At 62.6% G+C, this 15,442-nt stretch carries 11 protein-coding genes; 8 read left to right on the top strand and 3 right to left on the bottom strand.

The features are described from left to right. Nucleotides 1–12: 12 nt before the first annotated feature. Nucleotides 13–1,446 carry a glyceraldehyde-3-phosphate dehydrogenase gene (locus AB5Y80_RS15580; protein ID WP_368173164.1) on the top strand — a complete coding sequence of 478 codons (1,434 nt, stop codon included), beginning with the start codon at nt 13–15 and terminating at the stop codon, nt 1,444–1,446. A 60-nt stretch (nt 1,447–1,506) separates the two neighbouring features. Next, entirely contained in the window at nt 1,507–1,800 is a 294-nt protein-coding gene (locus AB5Y80_RS15575) for a YeaC family protein (protein ID WP_010675423.1), read from the top strand. A gap of 242 nt (nt 1,801–2,042) precedes the next feature. Here AB5Y80_RS15575 and ansA read toward each other — a convergent pair whose 3' ends face one another. After that, nucleotides 2,043–3,050, bottom strand: a complete 1,008-nt coding sequence (gene ansA / locus AB5Y80_RS15570) for an asparaginase (RefSeq protein ID WP_010675424.1) — start codon at nt 3,048–3,050, stop codon at nt 2,043–2,045. 489 nt (nt 3,051–3,539) lie between these two features. Here ansA and gltS point away from each other — a divergent pair, with 489 nt between their 5' ends. After that, nucleotides 3,540–4,739 (top strand): sodium/glutamate symporter, encoded by a 1,200-nt coding sequence (gene gltS, locus AB5Y80_RS15565; RefSeq protein WP_041215692.1) that lies wholly within the window; start codon nt 3,540–3,542, stop codon nt 4,737–4,739. Between the two features lie 437 nt (nt 4,740–5,176). Here the strand turns inward: gltS and AB5Y80_RS15560 are convergent, their stop codons facing one another. Then, nucleotides 5,177–7,048 (bottom strand): methyl-accepting chemotaxis protein, encoded by a 1,872-nt coding sequence (locus AB5Y80_RS15560; protein WP_039040322.1) that lies wholly within the window; start codon nt 7,046–7,048, stop codon nt 5,177–5,179. A 252-nt stretch (nt 7,049–7,300) separates the two neighbouring features. On the opposite strand from AB5Y80_RS15560, the gene prfB reads away from it, so the two are divergent. Further along, nucleotides 7,301–8,399 (top strand): peptide chain release factor 2 gene (gene prfB, locus AB5Y80_RS15555; RefSeq protein WP_102948437.1). Its coding sequence is split into 2 segments (ribosomal slippage): nt 7,301–7,375 and nt 7,377–8,399, totalling 1,098 coding nucleotides; the frame shifts between segments, so codons are not numbered across the junction. A gap of 77 nt (nt 8,400–8,476) precedes the next feature. Next, nucleotides 8,477–9,955, top strand: a complete 1,479-nt coding sequence (gene lysS, locus AB5Y80_RS15550; protein WP_223302609.1) for a lysine--tRNA ligase — start codon at nt 8,477–8,479, stop codon at nt 9,953–9,955. A gap of 106 nt (nt 9,956–10,061) precedes the next feature. Here lysS and AB5Y80_RS15545 read toward each other — a convergent pair whose 3' ends face one another. After that, nucleotides 10,062–10,874: a PhzF family phenazine biosynthesis protein gene (locus tag AB5Y80_RS15545; RefSeq protein ID WP_368173163.1), complete on the bottom strand. Its 813-nt coding sequence runs from the start codon at nt 10,872–10,874 to the stop codon at nt 10,062–10,064. Nucleotides 10,875–11,073: 199 nt separating this feature from the next. Here AB5Y80_RS15545 and AB5Y80_RS15540 point away from each other — a divergent pair, with 199 nt between their 5' ends. The 3 genes from AB5Y80_RS15540 to AB5Y80_RS15530 are packed head-to-tail and all read left to right on the top strand — an operon-like array spanning nt 11,074 to nt 15,369. Continuing rightward, nucleotides 11,074–12,861 (top strand): assimilatory sulfite reductase (NADPH) flavoprotein subunit, encoded by a 1,788-nt coding sequence (locus AB5Y80_RS15540; protein ID WP_368173207.1) that lies wholly within the window; start codon nt 11,074–11,076, stop codon nt 12,859–12,861. Further along, on the top strand, nt 12,861–14,573 hold the full coding sequence (gene cysI / locus AB5Y80_RS15535) for an assimilatory sulfite reductase (NADPH) hemoprotein subunit (protein ID WP_048207036.1): 1,713 nt from the start codon (nt 12,861–12,863) through the stop codon (nt 14,571–14,573). Before AB5Y80_RS15540 ends, cysI begins: the two co-directional genes overlap by 1 nt. Continuing rightward, nucleotides 14,563–15,369 carry a phosphoadenylyl-sulfate reductase gene (locus tag AB5Y80_RS15530; protein ID WP_010675432.1) on the top strand — a complete coding sequence of 269 codons (807 nt, stop codon included), beginning with the start codon at nt 14,563–14,565 and terminating at the stop codon, nt 15,367–15,369. The genes cysI and AB5Y80_RS15530 overlap by 11 nt, the downstream gene beginning before the upstream one ends. The last annotated feature ends 73 nt before the right edge of the window (nt 15,370–15,442 follow it).

Raw genomic sequence — 15,442 nt, 5'->3', positions numbered from 1 at the left:
AGGATCTGGTTAATGACCCACGAGCACTACTTGCAGACGTGGCAGGAGAGCCAGGAGCTCGCCGAAGCCATGCAACCCTTGATAGGTCGCCTCTACCGACAGCAAGGGATAGAGATCACCCTCTACGGACGCCCGCTGCAAAACGCCTCCACCATCGATATCCTCAAGGCCCACCGGGTCGTTCGCCGCCACCAGGGCACCCCGCTGCCCATCCAGCAAAGCTTCCCTCTCCTGCGCGCCATCGTCGCCCTGAACCCCACCGCCGCCGAAGTCGATCTCGGCAAACTGGCCGTGGGCTACTGGCAGGATCACCAGGATGAAGCCGGCATCGAGGACTATCTGCGTGCCAAGCTGGCACCAGCCCTGAACCGCAGTGCCGTGCCCGCCCCGACCGACGTGGTGCTCTACGGCTTCGGCCGCATCGGCCGCCTGCTGGCCCGTCTGCTCATCGAGCGCACCGGCGCCGCCAACTCCCTGCGCCTGCGCGCCATCGTGGTGCGCGGCGGTCGCGACGGGGATCTGGAGAAGCGTGCCAGTCTGCTGCGCCGCGATTCGGTGCACGGCCCCTTCAATGGCTCCATCGAAGTGGATAGTGATCGCAGCGCCATCATCGCCAATGGCACCTTCATCCAGGTGATCTACGCCAACAGCCCGGCCGACATCGACTACACCGCCTACGGCATCGACAATGCGCTGATCGTCGACAACACCGGCGTCTGGCGTGACGAGGCGGGCCTGTCCGAGCACCTCAAGGCCCGCGGCGCCGCCCGGGTGCTGCTGACCGCCCCCGGCAAGGGGGAGATGAAGAACGTGGTGTTCGGGGTCAACCACGAGGTGATAGGTCCGGATGACAAGATAGTCTCCGCCGCCTCCTGCACCACCAACGCCATCACCCCGGTGCTCAAGGTGATGCAGGACAAGTACGGCATCCGCCACGGCCACGTGGAGACGGTCCACTCCTATACCAACGATCAGAACCTCATCGACAACTATCACAAGGGCGAGCGCCGCGGTCGCAGCGCAGCCCTCAACATGGTGATGACCAGCACCGGCGCCGCCAAGGCGGTGGCCAAGGCGCTGCCGGAGCTCAAGGGCAAGTTGACCGGCAACGCCATCCGGGTGCCCACACCCAACGTGTCCCTGGCCATCATCAACCTGTCGCTGGAGCAGACCACCGATCGGGAGAGCCTCAACGCCTATCTGCAGCAGATGGCACTGAGCTCGGCCCTGCATCGCCAGATCGACTTCAGTGCCAGCACCGAGCTGGTCTCCTCCGACATGGTGGGCTCCCGTTTTGCGGGCATCGTCGACTCCCAGGCCACCATCGCCGAGGGGGATCACTGCGTGCTCTACGTGTGGTATGACAACGAGTTCGGGTACAGTTGTCAGGTAGTCCGGGTGATGGAGCAGATGGCTGGCGTAGTCCGCCAGGATCTACCGGTATAGTCCGACAGGATCTGCCCGCCTGAACCCGTGTTCATGGCTCAATTTTCAAGGAGAGGCCGGATGTCGTCTCAGCAAGTGACGTTTCAACAAGCGATAGCGCAGATGCCCAAAGAGGTGTACGAACGACTCAAGACTGCGGTCGAGCTCGGCAAATGGCCGGATGGCAAGCCCCTCACCGAGGAGCAGAAGGCCACCTCCCTGCAGGCCGTGATGGCCTGGCAGGCGATGCACCTTGAGAACCCCGAGCACATGAACATCGGCCGTGACGGCGAGATCGTGATGAAGAGCAAGAGCGAGCTCAAGCGTCAGTATCGCGACGAGGAAGAGATAGTGCGGGTCGACCTTAGCCACTGAGGCAGGCCGCACGTCACCTATCGCGGTAACGAAATGAAAGAGGGGAGCCATTATGGCTCCCCTCTTTTTTTCCTCTCTATGCAGGATGACTCATCCCCGGCCCTTCTCCCACCAGGGGAGAAGGGAGCTGGCACGCACCTGCGAGCAGTCAGCGTGCCACCTGCCGGCGATCTTCATGGCAAACCTCGCCACCTCGATCTATCCCCTCTCCCGCTGGGAGAGGGTTAGGGTGGGAGGGAAAGTCAGGGGGTCAGTTCACCCCGCAGGGACTGCTGCATCAGCTCGCGGATGCGCGGCGCCGGCAGATCCTGGCTCAGCAGGAAGTGCAGCTTGGTGAGCGCCGCCTCGGCGGTCATGTCAAAGCCCGAGATGACTCCCGCACGGGAGAGGGCGTTGCCGGTGGCATAACCCCCCATGTTGACCTTGCCGTGCAGGCACTGGCTCAGGTTGACGATGATGACGCCCCGGGCAGATGCCTCTGAGAGCAGCGCCAGCATGGCCGGGTTCTGGGGCGCATTGCCCACCCCGAAGGAGAGCAGGATCAGCGCACGCACCGGCTGTTGCAGGATGTTCGCTATCACCTCCGCCGATATCCCCGGGTAGAGGGTCACCACCCCGATGGGCTGGGGGGTGATGTCGTGCAGCACCAGGGGGCGATCGCACGGCACGCCCAGCTCACCTGCCTCCAGGGAGATGGCGATACCGGCATTGAGCAGGGGCGGGTAGTTGGGCGAGTCGAAGGCGTGGAAGCCGTCGGCATGCACCTTCTTGCTGCGGTTGCCGCGATAGAGCTGGTTGTTGAAGAAGAGCGTCACCTCGTGGATCGGGTAGTTGGCCGCGATATAGAGGGCGTTGAGCAGGTTCTGCTGACCGTCCGAGCGCAGCTCGGCCAGGGGGATCTGGGAGCCGGTGATGATGACCGGCTTGTGCAGATCTTCGAGCATGAAGGAGAGCGCAGACGCGGTGAACGACATGGTGTCGGTGCCGTGCAGAATGACGAAACCGTCGTACTTGTCGTAGTTGCCCTTGATATCCTCGGCGATGCGCTGCCAGTCTGCTGGCGTCATGTCGGAAGAGTCGATGAGGGGGGCATATTCGTGAATATGGTAATCGGGCATTTCCGGTCGATGGAACTCGGGCATCCGTGCCAGACAGTCCTCCATGAAGCCCGCCATCGGTACATAACCGTGGTCGGAACGCTGCATCCCTATGGTGCCGCCTGTGTAGGCAATGTAGATGGACTTCTTCACACCCTCTCCTCTCTCTGGACTGGAAACCGGCAAATCAAACAGGGCTCAACCGATACAGCCCCCGTCCTTCAGATGGTGCGGGCGGGCTCAATATCGGTCATCCGCAGACCTCTTGAGGGTCTGTGTCCTCCCGTGGGGGCGGAACCGGGCGAATTATAAAGAGTGCCGCTGCAAATGACAGCCGCAGCAGCATTGTTGCGATCCGGAGCACACTCGGCGAGGCAGTTTTAAATGCCATGTTAACACCATGTTTTAATCATTAATGTGACATATGTGGATGTACTTGGTGTTTTTTGCTAGTATCCGGCGGATTTTTCACAAATCTCATCTGGACGCCCGACGAACACGGGCTCGTGTCGACCCCCTCTTTTGCAGAGGGACGGGGCTGCGGCCCCTCTGTCACTGGCGCGTTCGCCACTCTGTTTCATCCCGGCTGGATCCGTGAGTCTTTCTCGCCAAAGACACAGCCGATCAACATGGGAGCACTGAATGCTACAACTTGATGCCTACGCCACCCTGGTCGCCGCGACCCTGGTGCTGCTGCTTGGCCGCCTGCTGGTCAACAAGATAGGACCCCTGCGCACTTTCAACATCCCCAAACCCGTGGCCGGTGGCCTGGTGGTTGCCCTGGTGCTGCTGGTGCTGCGTTCCACCCTGCAGATCGAACTGCAATTTGATACCAGCCTGCAGACGGCCCTGATGCTGACCTTCTTCGCCTCCATCGGCCTCTCCGCCGATCTGGGCAGCCTCAAGCGCGGCGGCAAGGCGGTGGCCACCTTCCTGCTGGTGGTCACCGGCCTGCTGCTGGTGCAGAACACCCTGGGGGTGGGTCTGGCCACCCTGCTGGGGCTGGATCCCCACATGGGGCTGCTGGCCGGCTCCATCACCCTCTCCGGCGGCCACGGCACCGGGGCGGCCTGGGGCTCCATCTTCACCGAGAAATACGGCGTGCAATCCGCCGCCGAGCTGGCGATTGCCTGTGCCACCTTCGGCCTGGTGCTGGGGGGCCTCATCGGCGGCCCGGTGGCCCGTTATCTGGTGAAGAAAGTGCAGGTGCCCGGTGAGGAGCACAACCGTGACGGCGCCCCCCAGGGCTTCGAGATGCCGGACATGGAGCGCCCGCTCACCACCTTCAGCCTGATCGAGACCCTGGCACTCATCGCCATCAGCCTGAAAGGGGGCGAAATGCTGGCCCTCTACCTCAAGGGCGGCGTCTTCGAGTTGCCGATCTTCGTCTGCGTGCTGTTCGTCGGCGTGCTACTGCGCAACCTGCTCACCCTGCTCAACTGGCACGAAGTGAGCGACCGTGAGGTCTCCCTGCTCGGCAACGTCAGCCTGTCGCTCTTCCTCGCCATGGCGCTGATGAGCCTCAAGCTGTGGGAGCTGGCAAGCCTGGCCCTGCCCATCTTCATCCTGCTGGCCGTACAGACGGTAGCGATGGCGCTCTACGCCATCTTCGTCACCTTCCGGGTCATGGGGCGCAACTATGATGCGGCCGTGCTGGCGGCGGGTCACTGCGGCTTCGGCCTCGGCGCCACCCCCACTGCCATTGCCAACATGCAGGCCATCACCCAGCGCTTTGGCCCCTCCCACCTGGCCTTCCTGGTGGTGCCCATGGTCGGTGCCTTCTTCATCGACATCATCAACGCCGTGGTGATCAAGCTGTTCCTGGCCCTGCCCTTCCTGTGATCCCGGACGCAGGCCCCGTATGACAGAGCCCACCTTGCGGTGGGCTCTGTCATTTCTGCTCGCCAGGAGCACTGAATCCCATCCTTCATGGGTGCCCGCTGGGAAACACCTAAACAAAAAGCCCCGCACTCGGCAGAGTGCGGGGCTTTATCATGGCGGCCTTGATCGCCGCGTGTCAGAACTTACAGGAGGATGGTCGATACCTGCTGGTTCAAATTGTGGCCTGACCTTCCTTACAAAATAAAGGTCGACACCTGCTGGTTCAGATTGCGCCCTGACCTTCCTTACAAAATAAAGGTCGACACCTGCTGGTTCAGATTGCGCCCTGACCTTCCTTACAAAATAAAGGTCGACACCTGCTGGTTCAGATTGCGCCCTGACCTTCCTTACAAAATAAAGGTCGACACCTGCTGGTTCAGATTGCGCCCTGACCTTCCTTACAAAATAAAGGTCGACACCTGCTGGTTCAGATTGGTGGCACGCCCCTTGAGGTTGTGCGCCTGATCCAGGTCGCGCATGGCGGAAGCGGTGATCTCGTCGCTCACATCCTTGATGGCGGTGGTGTTCTGGGTGATTTCACCGGTCACCTGGGTCTGCTCCTCGGCGGCGGTGGCGATCTGGCCCGCCATGTCGGAGATGAGGCTGACGGCCTGGGTGATCTCCTCCAGGGCCGCAGCGGCAGCGTCGGCATCTTTCACGCTGTTGTCCGCCAACCCCTGGCTGGTCTGCATCAGGCTCACCGCGCGGGCCGTGGTCTGTTGCAGGGTTTCGATGGTGGACTGGATCTCCTGGGTGGAATCCTGGGTACGGCGCGACAGCACCCGCACCTCGTCCGCCACCACGGCGAAACCGCGACCCTGTTCACCGGCACGGGCCGCTTCAATGGCCGCGTTCAGCGCCAGCAGGTTGGTCTGCTCGGCGATGCCCTGGATGGTGGAGAGGATGCCGGAGATGGCCTGGGCGTGACGGCTCAGCTCACCGATGACACCGGTCGCCTGCCCCACTTCCTCGGCCAGGTTGTTGATGGACTGGCGAGTCTGGTTCACCAGGATCTTGCCCTGTTCACTGCTCTGGGCGGATTGCTGGGCGGCGGCAGCGGTGTTCTCGGCGTTGCCCGCGATCTCCATGGTGGCACTCGCCATCTCGGTAACGGCAGTGGCAACCATGGTCACCTCCTGTTGCTGGCGCTGCAGCTCTTCCACCGCGGCCTGGTTGGTCACCAGACTGCGTTCGGCATCAGCGTTCAGCTCGTTGGCAAGCTGACGGATGTTGGCGATGAGCTGATGCTGGCTGCCCACGAAGCGGTTGAAGCTGCCGGCGAGCTGGCCCACTTCGTCATTGGCGTCGATCTTGATGCGCTGGGTCAGATCGCCGTTACCGTCGGCGATGCGGGCCAGGGCCTGGGACACCTTGGTGAGGGGACCGAGCAGCAGGCTGACCAGCCAGGAGATGGCGAGAATGCTGCCCACCAGCACCAACAGGGCCAGGCCGAGCTGGGTCATCAGCAGGGAGGAGAGCGGCGCCTCCAGGGTGCTCTTGTCCAGTACCAGCACCAGCTCCCAGTCGGTGTCCGGAATGTCCGTCGCCCACAGCAGCTTGTCACGCCCCTCGTTGTCGAAGAAAGCAGGCACCAGACTGTTGCTCGCCTTGCTCTGATCGATCAGGGCATTGGTCAGATCGTTGTCGATCTCGCTGGCCGGCTTCATCGCCTTGGCCGCATCCTTGTAGGCGATGACGGTGCCATCCTTGTGCATCAGGATGGCGAAGCCGTCCGCTGGCAGCTTCATCTTGGTGATGTCATCCACCAGGGAGGCAATGGAGAGATCCCCCCCCACCACGCCGCCCTGGGCAGGCTGGGCCAGGGTCACCACCAGAATGTTGTAGGCCACGTCAAGGTAGGGTTTGGTGACGATCATGCCGCCCTTGGCCATGGCTTCCTGATACCAGCCACGGGAGCGGGGATCGTAACCGTCGCGGTTGATGGAGGGGTCGGAGTCGTTCATCTTGCCGCTGCCCTCACCGAAATAGGTGAGCTGGAAACGGCCGGACACCTGGGCCTGTTGCAGGGCGTTGAGGGGCTCGGCACCGGCCTTGTTGCCAAGGGCCTGGATGACGTCACGACGGGCGGCAAGCCAGTCGCTGACGCTGGCGGCCTGCTGGCTGCCAAGGCGCTGCACCTGTTCCTGACTGCCTTGCAGCAGCATGGACTTCTGGCTGGTGTAGCTCTGCCAGGAGAGCAGCAGGATCACCAGTGACAAGGCGATGACCACAGACAACAGTATCTTCTGCTTGAGTGATAGGTTTTTCATCGTGTTTTCTTCTTGTGGGGGTCGGGAACAGGATCAATCGGGAGTGCGTGGCACTGTGTGTTGTTAGCGGCCAATCTGCGCAAAACTGAAGCGGAGAATGGCGTGAGTGACGATATTTTACGCGGAAATTTTAAAAATGCTGCGGAAAATTGGAGCAGGAAAAAGAGCGGGGCCAGCCAACCCTGTTTATTCCTTCTGCAATTGGCTAGAATATCCCGTTTTTAAATCACATCGACCCCGAGAGTTTTCACGATGTTTGAAGTCAATCCTGTATTAAACAAGCTTAAGGAGCTGTCTGAGAGGACCGAGCTGCTTAGGGGGTACCTTTGACTATGACGCCAAGAAAGAGCGTCTAGAAGAGGTCAATGCCGAGCTGGAACAGCCGGATGTCTGGAACGAACCCGAGCGCGCACAGGCGCTGGGCAAGGAGCGCGTCTCCCTGGAGAACGTCGTCAGCACCATCGATACCCTGACCCAGGGCGTCGATGACGTCGAGATGCTGGTCAGCCTGGCCGTCGAAGGCGAAGACGAAGAGACCTTCAACGAAGCCGTGGTCGAAGCGGACGAGCTGGAGGCCAAGCTGGTGGATCTCGAGTTCCGTCGCATGTTCTCCGGTCAGCACGACGGTTCCGACTGCTACATCGACATCCAGTCCGGTTCCGGTGGCACCGAGGCCCAGGACTGGGCCAACATGGTGCTGCGCATGTACCTGCGCTGGGGCGATGCCCACGGCTACAAGCCCGAGCTCATCGAATGCTCCGAGGGCGACGTGGCCGGCATCAAGTCCGCCACCATCAAGTTCACCGGCGAGTATGCCTTCGGCTGGCTGCGCACCGAGACCGGCGTGCACCGTCTGGTACGCAAGTCGCCGTTCGATTCCGGCGGCCGTCGCCACACCTCGTTCTGCTCCGTGTTCGTCTACCCCGAGATCGATGATGACATCGAGATCGAGATCAACCCGGCTGATCTTCGCATCGACGTCTACCGCGCCTCCGGTGCCGGTGGTCAGCACGTCAACCGGACCGAGTCCGCGGTGCGTATCACCCACGTGCCGACCGGCGTGGTGGTGCAGTGCCAGAACGACCGTTCCCAGCACAAGAACAAAGATCAGTGTATGAAGCAGTTGAAGGCCAAGCTCTACGAGCTGGAAATTCAAAAGCAGAACGCTGAGAAGCAAGCCCTCGAAGAGACCAAGTCCGACATCGGCTGGGGCAGCCAGATCCGCTCCTACGTACTGGATGATTCCCGTATCAAGGATCTGCGCACCGGCGTCGAAACCCGCAATACCCAATCGGTACTCGACGGCGACTTGGACAAGTTTATCGAAGCCAGCCTGAAATCAGGCCTGTAAACAGAGCAGCAGGAATCACCATGTCTGAACAAACCACCACCCCGGAAGTCGACCAGACTCTCGAACTGAACAACGAGATGCTTGAGCGTCGCTCCAAGCTGGCCGCCTTGCGCGCCCAGGGCAACCCCTTCCCCAACGACTTCCGTCGTGACAGCCTCTCCGGCGATCTGCACGCCGAATTCGGCGACAAGAGCAATGACGAGCTGGTCGCCCTGGGTAAACAGGTGAAGATTGCCGGTCGCATCATGACCCGCCGGATCATGGGCAAGGCGTCTTTCGCGACCCTGCAGGACATGGCTGGCAAGATCCAGATCTACGTGACCCGTGACGACCTGCCGGAAGGCTTCTACAACGAGCAGTTCAAGAAGTGGGATCTGGGGGACATCGTCGGTGTCGAGGGCACCCTGTTCCGCACCAACGCCGGTGAGCTCTCCGTACACGTCTCCACCATCCGCCTGCTGACCAAGGCCCTGCGCCCGCTGCCCGAGAAGCACAAGGGTCTGACCGACCAGGAAGCCCGCTGCCGCCAGCGTTACCTGGACCTGATCGCCAACGAAGAGTCCCGCAAGACCTTCGTGACCCGCACCAAGGTGGTGGCCGGCATTCGCAAGTTCCTGAATGACAAGCGCTTCATGGAAGTGGAAACCCCCATGATGCAAGTCATCCCGGGTGGCGCCTCCGCACGTCCCTTCATCACCCACCACAATGCGCTGGACATCGACATGTACCTGCGTATCGCTCCGGAACTCTATCTGAAGCGTCTGGTGGTCGGTGGTTTCGAGCGTGTCTACGAGATCAACCGCAACTTCCGCAACGAAGGCATCTCCGTTCGCCATAACCCCGAGTTCACCATGCTCGAGTTCTATATGGCCTACGCCGATTACATCGATCTGATGGATCTCACCGAAGAGATGCTGCGCACCCTGGCACAGGACATCCTGGGCGACACCAGGATCCGTTACGCCAAAGAGGGCGAAGAGGGCCTGACCATCGATTTCGGTCAGCCGTTCCAGCGCCTCTCCATGGTGGACTCCATCCTGAAGTACAACCCGGGTGTCACCCGTGACGATCTGGCCACCCTGGAGAAGGCCACCGCCGTCGCCAAGGGTCTGAAGATCGAGCTGATGAAGAGCTGGGAGCTGGGCCACGTGATCACCGCGATCTTCGAAGAGACCGTGGAACACATGCTGCTGCAACCGACCTTCATCACCGAGTACCCGGCCGCCGTCTCCCCGCTGGCCCGTCGCAACGACCAGAACCCGGACGTCACCGACCGCTTCGAGTTCTTCATCGGCGGCCGCGAGCTGGCCAACGGCTTCTCCGAGCTGAACGATGCGGAAGATCAGGCCGAGCGCTTCCAGGCCCAGGTTGACCAGAAAGCCGCAGGGGACGACGAAGCCATGTTCTACGACGCCGACTTCGTCACCGCGCTGGAACACGGTCTGCCGCCGACCGCCGGTCAAGGTATCGGCATCGACCGTCTGGTGATGCTGTTCACCAACAGCCACACCATCCGCGACGTCATTCTGTTCCCGGCCTTGCGTCCACAAAAGTAAGAGCCGCAGAAACAGGGCCGCAGCAAAACGCTGCCGTCCATGGCAATCAAAACGCCCCGCAATTGCGGGGCGTTTTTTTATGCAGAACTCACACAGTGACGAGCGGTCATCGGTCCGCTGGTACGCCAGGCGGCAGCAGCCACTCCCCCTGCCACAGGGTCAGTGCCCGGCCCGCCATCAGCACCCGCTCCTCCTGCAATTCCAGCCTGAGGTCCCCGCCCCGGGCCGAGATCTGGCGGGCCCGCAATTGCCGTTTGCCGAGCCGCTCGGCCCAGAAGGGCACCAGGGCGCAGTGGTTGGAGCCGGTCACCGGATCCTCGTCCACCCCGACCCAGGGGGCGAAATAGCGGGAGACGAAGTCATGACCCTGATCTCTCGACGGCGCAGTCACCATGATCCCCCGGCCCGGCAGCGCCCGCAGGGCGTGAAAATCGGGGGTGAGCGCGCGAACCTCTTCCTCGCTACCGAGCTCAAGCAGGAACTTGGCCCCGGCCGCCAGGGTTTGCAGCGGCTGGCAGCCGAGGGCAGCCCCATAGGCCGGATCCAGAATGAGCGGCGCCAGGGCAATGCGCGGAAAATCGAGCCAGATCCACTCCCCTTCCCGCCGGGCCACCAGCTCGCCGCTGCGGGTCGCGAAGCGGATGGGCTGATCTTCGGCCACCGCCCCCGTCTGCCACAGCACATGGGCCGCCGCCAGGGTGCCATGGCCGCACAAGTCCACCTCCACTTGCGGGGTGAACCAGCGCAACCCGTAATGCCCCTCCCCCAGTTGGGTCAGAAAGGCGCTCTCAGAGAGGTTGAACTCCGCTGCCATGGCCTGCAGCTCGGCGTCGGGCCGCGCTTCCCCCAGCACCACCACGGCGGGGTTGCCTCCGAAGGGGTGATGGCTGAAGGCGTTGACATGATAGAGACGGGACATGCTTGCTCCTTGGGGCATGAGAGATCCCCGGGACAGGGGGCTCGGCAAGGCCATTTTTATATCACGGGCCCCCCCGGGGCTGAGATGGATTTTGGCTTTATAAATTCATAAATCGCATAAAGAAGATATTTTTATTCTTTGTTGTTATTCATTACACCCCTTACCCTGACCAAAAATCAGACCATGGAAGACATGTGTGATGCCATTGACAGCCCCCACCCTGAGCCCGCTCTCTGACGAACAGCAGCGCCAGCTCAACCAAGTTCTCACCACCCTCAATACCCAGCAACTGGCCTGGGTCAGCGGTTATCTCTACGGCCTCTCCCAGGCGGGCGTCCAGCCCGTGGCGAGCGCAGGCGCAGAAGTCGCGGCTCCCGGCGGCAGCCTGACCATTCTCTACGGCTCCCAGACCGGGAATGCCAAGGGCGTGGCCAGCGCCATCAAGGCCCAGGCCGAGGCCCGCGGCCTGCCGGTGACCCTCACCTCCATGGCGGACTACAAACCCAAGCAGCTCAAGAAAGAGAGCCACCTGCTGGTGGTAGTGAGCACTTACGGGGAGGGGGAGCCCCCCGAGAGCGCCGTCGATCTGTTCGAGCAGCTTAAAAAAGGCAAGATTGGCAAACTCGAGGGCCTCAAATTTGCCGTGCTGGGGCTGGGTGACAGCTCCTATGAGTTCTTCTGCCAGACCGGCAAGGATTTCGATGGTTTCCTCGCCAAGGCAGGGGCCGAGCGCATCCATGAGCTAGCTAGCCTCGATGTGGATTATCAGGATGCCGCTAAGACCTGGGGCGAGCAGGCCGTTTCGGCGGTCGCCGCCACCCTCTCTGCCGGCGCCGCGACAGCCAGCTTGGCGGGCTCGGTGCAGGCCGCCGTCGGCCACAGCCAGTACAACAAGGAGAACCCCTTCCCCGCCAGACTCTCGGTGAACCAGAAGATCACCGGCCGCGACTCCACCAAGGACATCCGTCATATCGAGATCAACCTGGAAGAGTCCGGCATCACCTATCAACCGGGGGATGCGCTCGGCATCTGGTTCGACAACGACGCCGATCTCGTGGGGGAAGTGCTGGCCCTGGCCGGTCTCACCGGTGACGAGGCCACCCCCCATGGCAGCCTGCGCGAGGCGCTGACCCGTCACTACGAACTGACCCGGCTGCACGGGGGCCTGATCACTGGCCTCGCCGAGATCACGGACAACGCGGCGCTCAAAGATCTGGCCGGTGACAAGGCCCAGGTCAACGCCCTGGTCGCCTCTGCTCAAGTGGTGGACGTACTGAAACGCTTCCCGGCTTCCTTGAGTGCCGATCAACTGATCGCACTGCTGCGCCCCCTCACCCCCCGCCTCTACTCCATCGCCTCCGCCCAGAGCGAGGTGGAAGAAGAGGTGCACCTGACCGTCGGCGTGGTGCGCTACCCGCAAGAAGATGGCACAGTGCGAAGCGGCGGCGCCTCCTCCTATCTGGCGGACCGTCTGCCGGAAGATGCCGAGGTCCGGGTGTTCGTGGAGCACAACGACAACTTCCGACTGCCCGCCAATCCCGACACCCCCGTCATCATGGTGGGCCCGGGCACTGGCATTGCCCCGTTCCGCGCCTTCCTGCAGGAGCGGGAAGCACAGGGGGCAGAGGGCAAGAACTGGCTCTTCTTCGGCAACCCCCACTTCACCCAGGACTTCCTCTATCAGGTGGAGTGGCAGCGTTATGTGAAATCGGGCCTGCTGTCCAAGATCTCCCTGGCCTTCAGCCGGGATCAGGCCAACAAGATTTATGTGCAGGACCGCCTGCGCGAGGCAGGGCTTGAGCTCTACCAGTGGCTGGAAGCAGGCGCTCACTTCTATGTGTGTGGCGACGCCAACCACATGGCGAAGGATGTGCAGGAAGCCCTGCTGGAAGTGATTGCGGAACACGGCCACAAGAGCCGTGAGGAAGCAGAAGAGTATCTGAGCGAATTGCGTCGTGCCAAACGTTATCAAAGGGATGTCTATTGATGAGCAAACAACTTATTCCGGGACCGGTCGAAGGGCCGCTGGCTGACAACGAACGCCTCAAGCGCGAGAGCAACTTCCTGCGCGGCACCATCGCCGAAGATCTGCAGGACCCGCTCACCGGCGGCTTCAACGGCGACAACTTCCAGCTGATCCGCTTCCACGGCATGTATCAGCAGGATGACCGCGACATCCGCCCGGAGCGCGCCGCCCAGAAGCTGGAGCCCCTGCACAACGTCATGCTGCGCGCCCGCCTGCCCGGCGGCATCATCACCCCGGCCCAGTGGCAGGTGATCGACAAGTTCGCCGAAGAACACAGCATGTACGGCAGCATCCGCCTGACCACCCGCCAGACCTTCCAGTTCCACGGGGTACTGAAGCGCGACATCAAGCTGATGCACCAGACCCTCAACAGCACAGGTATCGACTCCATCGCCACCGCGGGGGACGTGAACCGCAACGTGCTCTGCACCAGCAACCCGGTGGAGTCCGAGTTGCACCAGGAGGCCTACGAGTGGGCCAAGAAGATCTCCGAGCACCTGCTGCCCAAGACCCGCGCCTACGTGGAGATCTGGCTGGATGGCGAGAAGCTGGGGGGTGACGAGGAGCCGATCCTGGGCTCCAACTACCTGCCGCGCAAATTCAAGACAACCGTGGTCATCCCGCCCCACAACGATGTGGACATCCACGCCAACGATCTCAACTTCGTGGCCATTGCCGATCACGGCAAGCTGGTGGGCTTCAACGTGCTGGTGGGGGGCGGTCTCGCCATGACCCACGGCGACACCACCACCTACCCGCGCAAGGCGAGCGACTTTGGCTTCATTCCGCTCTCCCACGTGCTGGAGGTGGCGGCCGCCGTGGTCAGCACCCAGCGCGACTGGGGCAACCGGGTCAACCGCAAGAACGCCAAGACCAAGTACACCCTTGAACGGGTGGGGGTCGAGGCCTTCAAGGCCGAGGTGGAGAACCGCGCCGGCATCCAGTTCGGGCCGGTTCACCCCTATGAATTCACCAGTCGTGGCGATCGCTTCGGCTGGGTGGAGGGGATCGACGGCAAGCACCACCTGACCCTGTTTATCGAGAACGGCCGCCTGCTGGACTTCCCGGGCAAGCCCCTCAAGACCGGCATGCTGGAGATCGCCAAGGTGCATCAGGGGGACTTCCGCCTCACCGCCAACCAGAACCTCATCATCGCGGGCGTGCCTGCCGGCGAGAAGGCACGCATCGAAGCGCTGGCGCGCCAGTACGGTCTGCTGGATGACGGCGTGAGCGAGCAGCGCAAGCAGTCCATGGCCTGTGTGGCCCTGCCCACCTGCCCCCTGGCAATGGCCGAGGCCGAGCGCATGCTGCCTGCCTTCGTCACCGACATCGAGGGGCTGCTGGCCAAGCACGGCCTGGCGGATGACGCCATCATCTTCCGGGTCACCGGCTGCCCCAACGGCTGCGGCCGCGCCATGCTGGCGGAAGTGGGTCTGGTGGGCAAGGCGCCGGGTCGCTACAACCTGCACCTGGGGGGCAACCTCGAGGGGACCCGCATCCCGCGCCTGCACCTGGAGAACATCACCGAGCCGCAGATCCTGGCCGAACTGGACGCCCTGATCGGCCGCTGGGCCAAGGATCGCAACCCGGACGAGTGCTTCGGCGATTTTGTCATTCGCGCCGGCATCATCGCCCCGGTTATCGACTCCGCGAGGGACTTCTATGCAGCCTGAACAGACTGATACAGCCCGGCTGGCGCGCACCGCCGACGGCCGGCTCGACCTCGACGCCCTGCTGGCCCTGGGCCGGGAGGAGCAGGTCGAGGCGCTGGCCCCCCTCAACCGGGAGCTGGACGCCATGAGCGCCCCCGAGCGGGTGCGCTGGGCCCTGGCCAACCTGCCGGGGGAGCATGTGCTGTCGTCGAGTTTCGGCATCCAGGCGGCGCTCATGCTGCACCTGGTGAGCCGCGAGCGGGCCGACGTGCCCGTGGTGCTGACCGACACCGGGTACCTCTTCCCCGAGACCTACCGTTTCATCGACGAACTGACCGAGCGTCTCGCGCTCAACCTCAAGATCTACCGGGCCGAACTCAGCCCGGCCTGGCAGGAGGCCCGCTTCGGCCTCCTGTGGGAGCAGGGGGTGGAGGGGATCACCCGCTACAACCAGCTCAACAAGGTGGAGCCCATGGACCGCGCCCTGAACGAGCTGGGTGCCCGCACCTGGTTCTCGGGCCTGCGCCGTGAGCAGTCCGGCAGCCGAGGCAAGCTGCCGGTGCTGGCCATCCAGCGCGGTCGCTTCAAGTTCCTGCCGGTGATCGACTGGAGCAACAAGGACGTCTTCTACTACTTCAAGGAGTTCGACCTCCCCTACCACCCGCTGTGGGAGCAGGGCTACCTCTCGGTCGGCGACGTGCACACCACCGCCAAGTGGGAGCCCGGCATGAGCGAGGAGCAGACCCGCTTCTTCGGCCTCAAGCGCGAGTGCGGCCTGCATGAGGAAGGTGGCGAGAGCGACGGCTCCGGCATCTGATCCCCCTGCCCGGCCATGTGCTGCGCCCCGCCCACAAAAAAACGCCCGGCAACTGCCGGGCGTTTTTCTTTGC

The organism is Aeromonas sp. R2-1, assembly GCF_040908425.1.
Lineage (GTDB): Bacteria > Pseudomonadota > Gammaproteobacteria > Enterobacterales > Aeromonadaceae > Aeromonas > Aeromonas caviae.
Note: the sequence above shows the minus strand (reverse complement) of the source record. Positions and strands in the feature narration are given on the sequence as shown.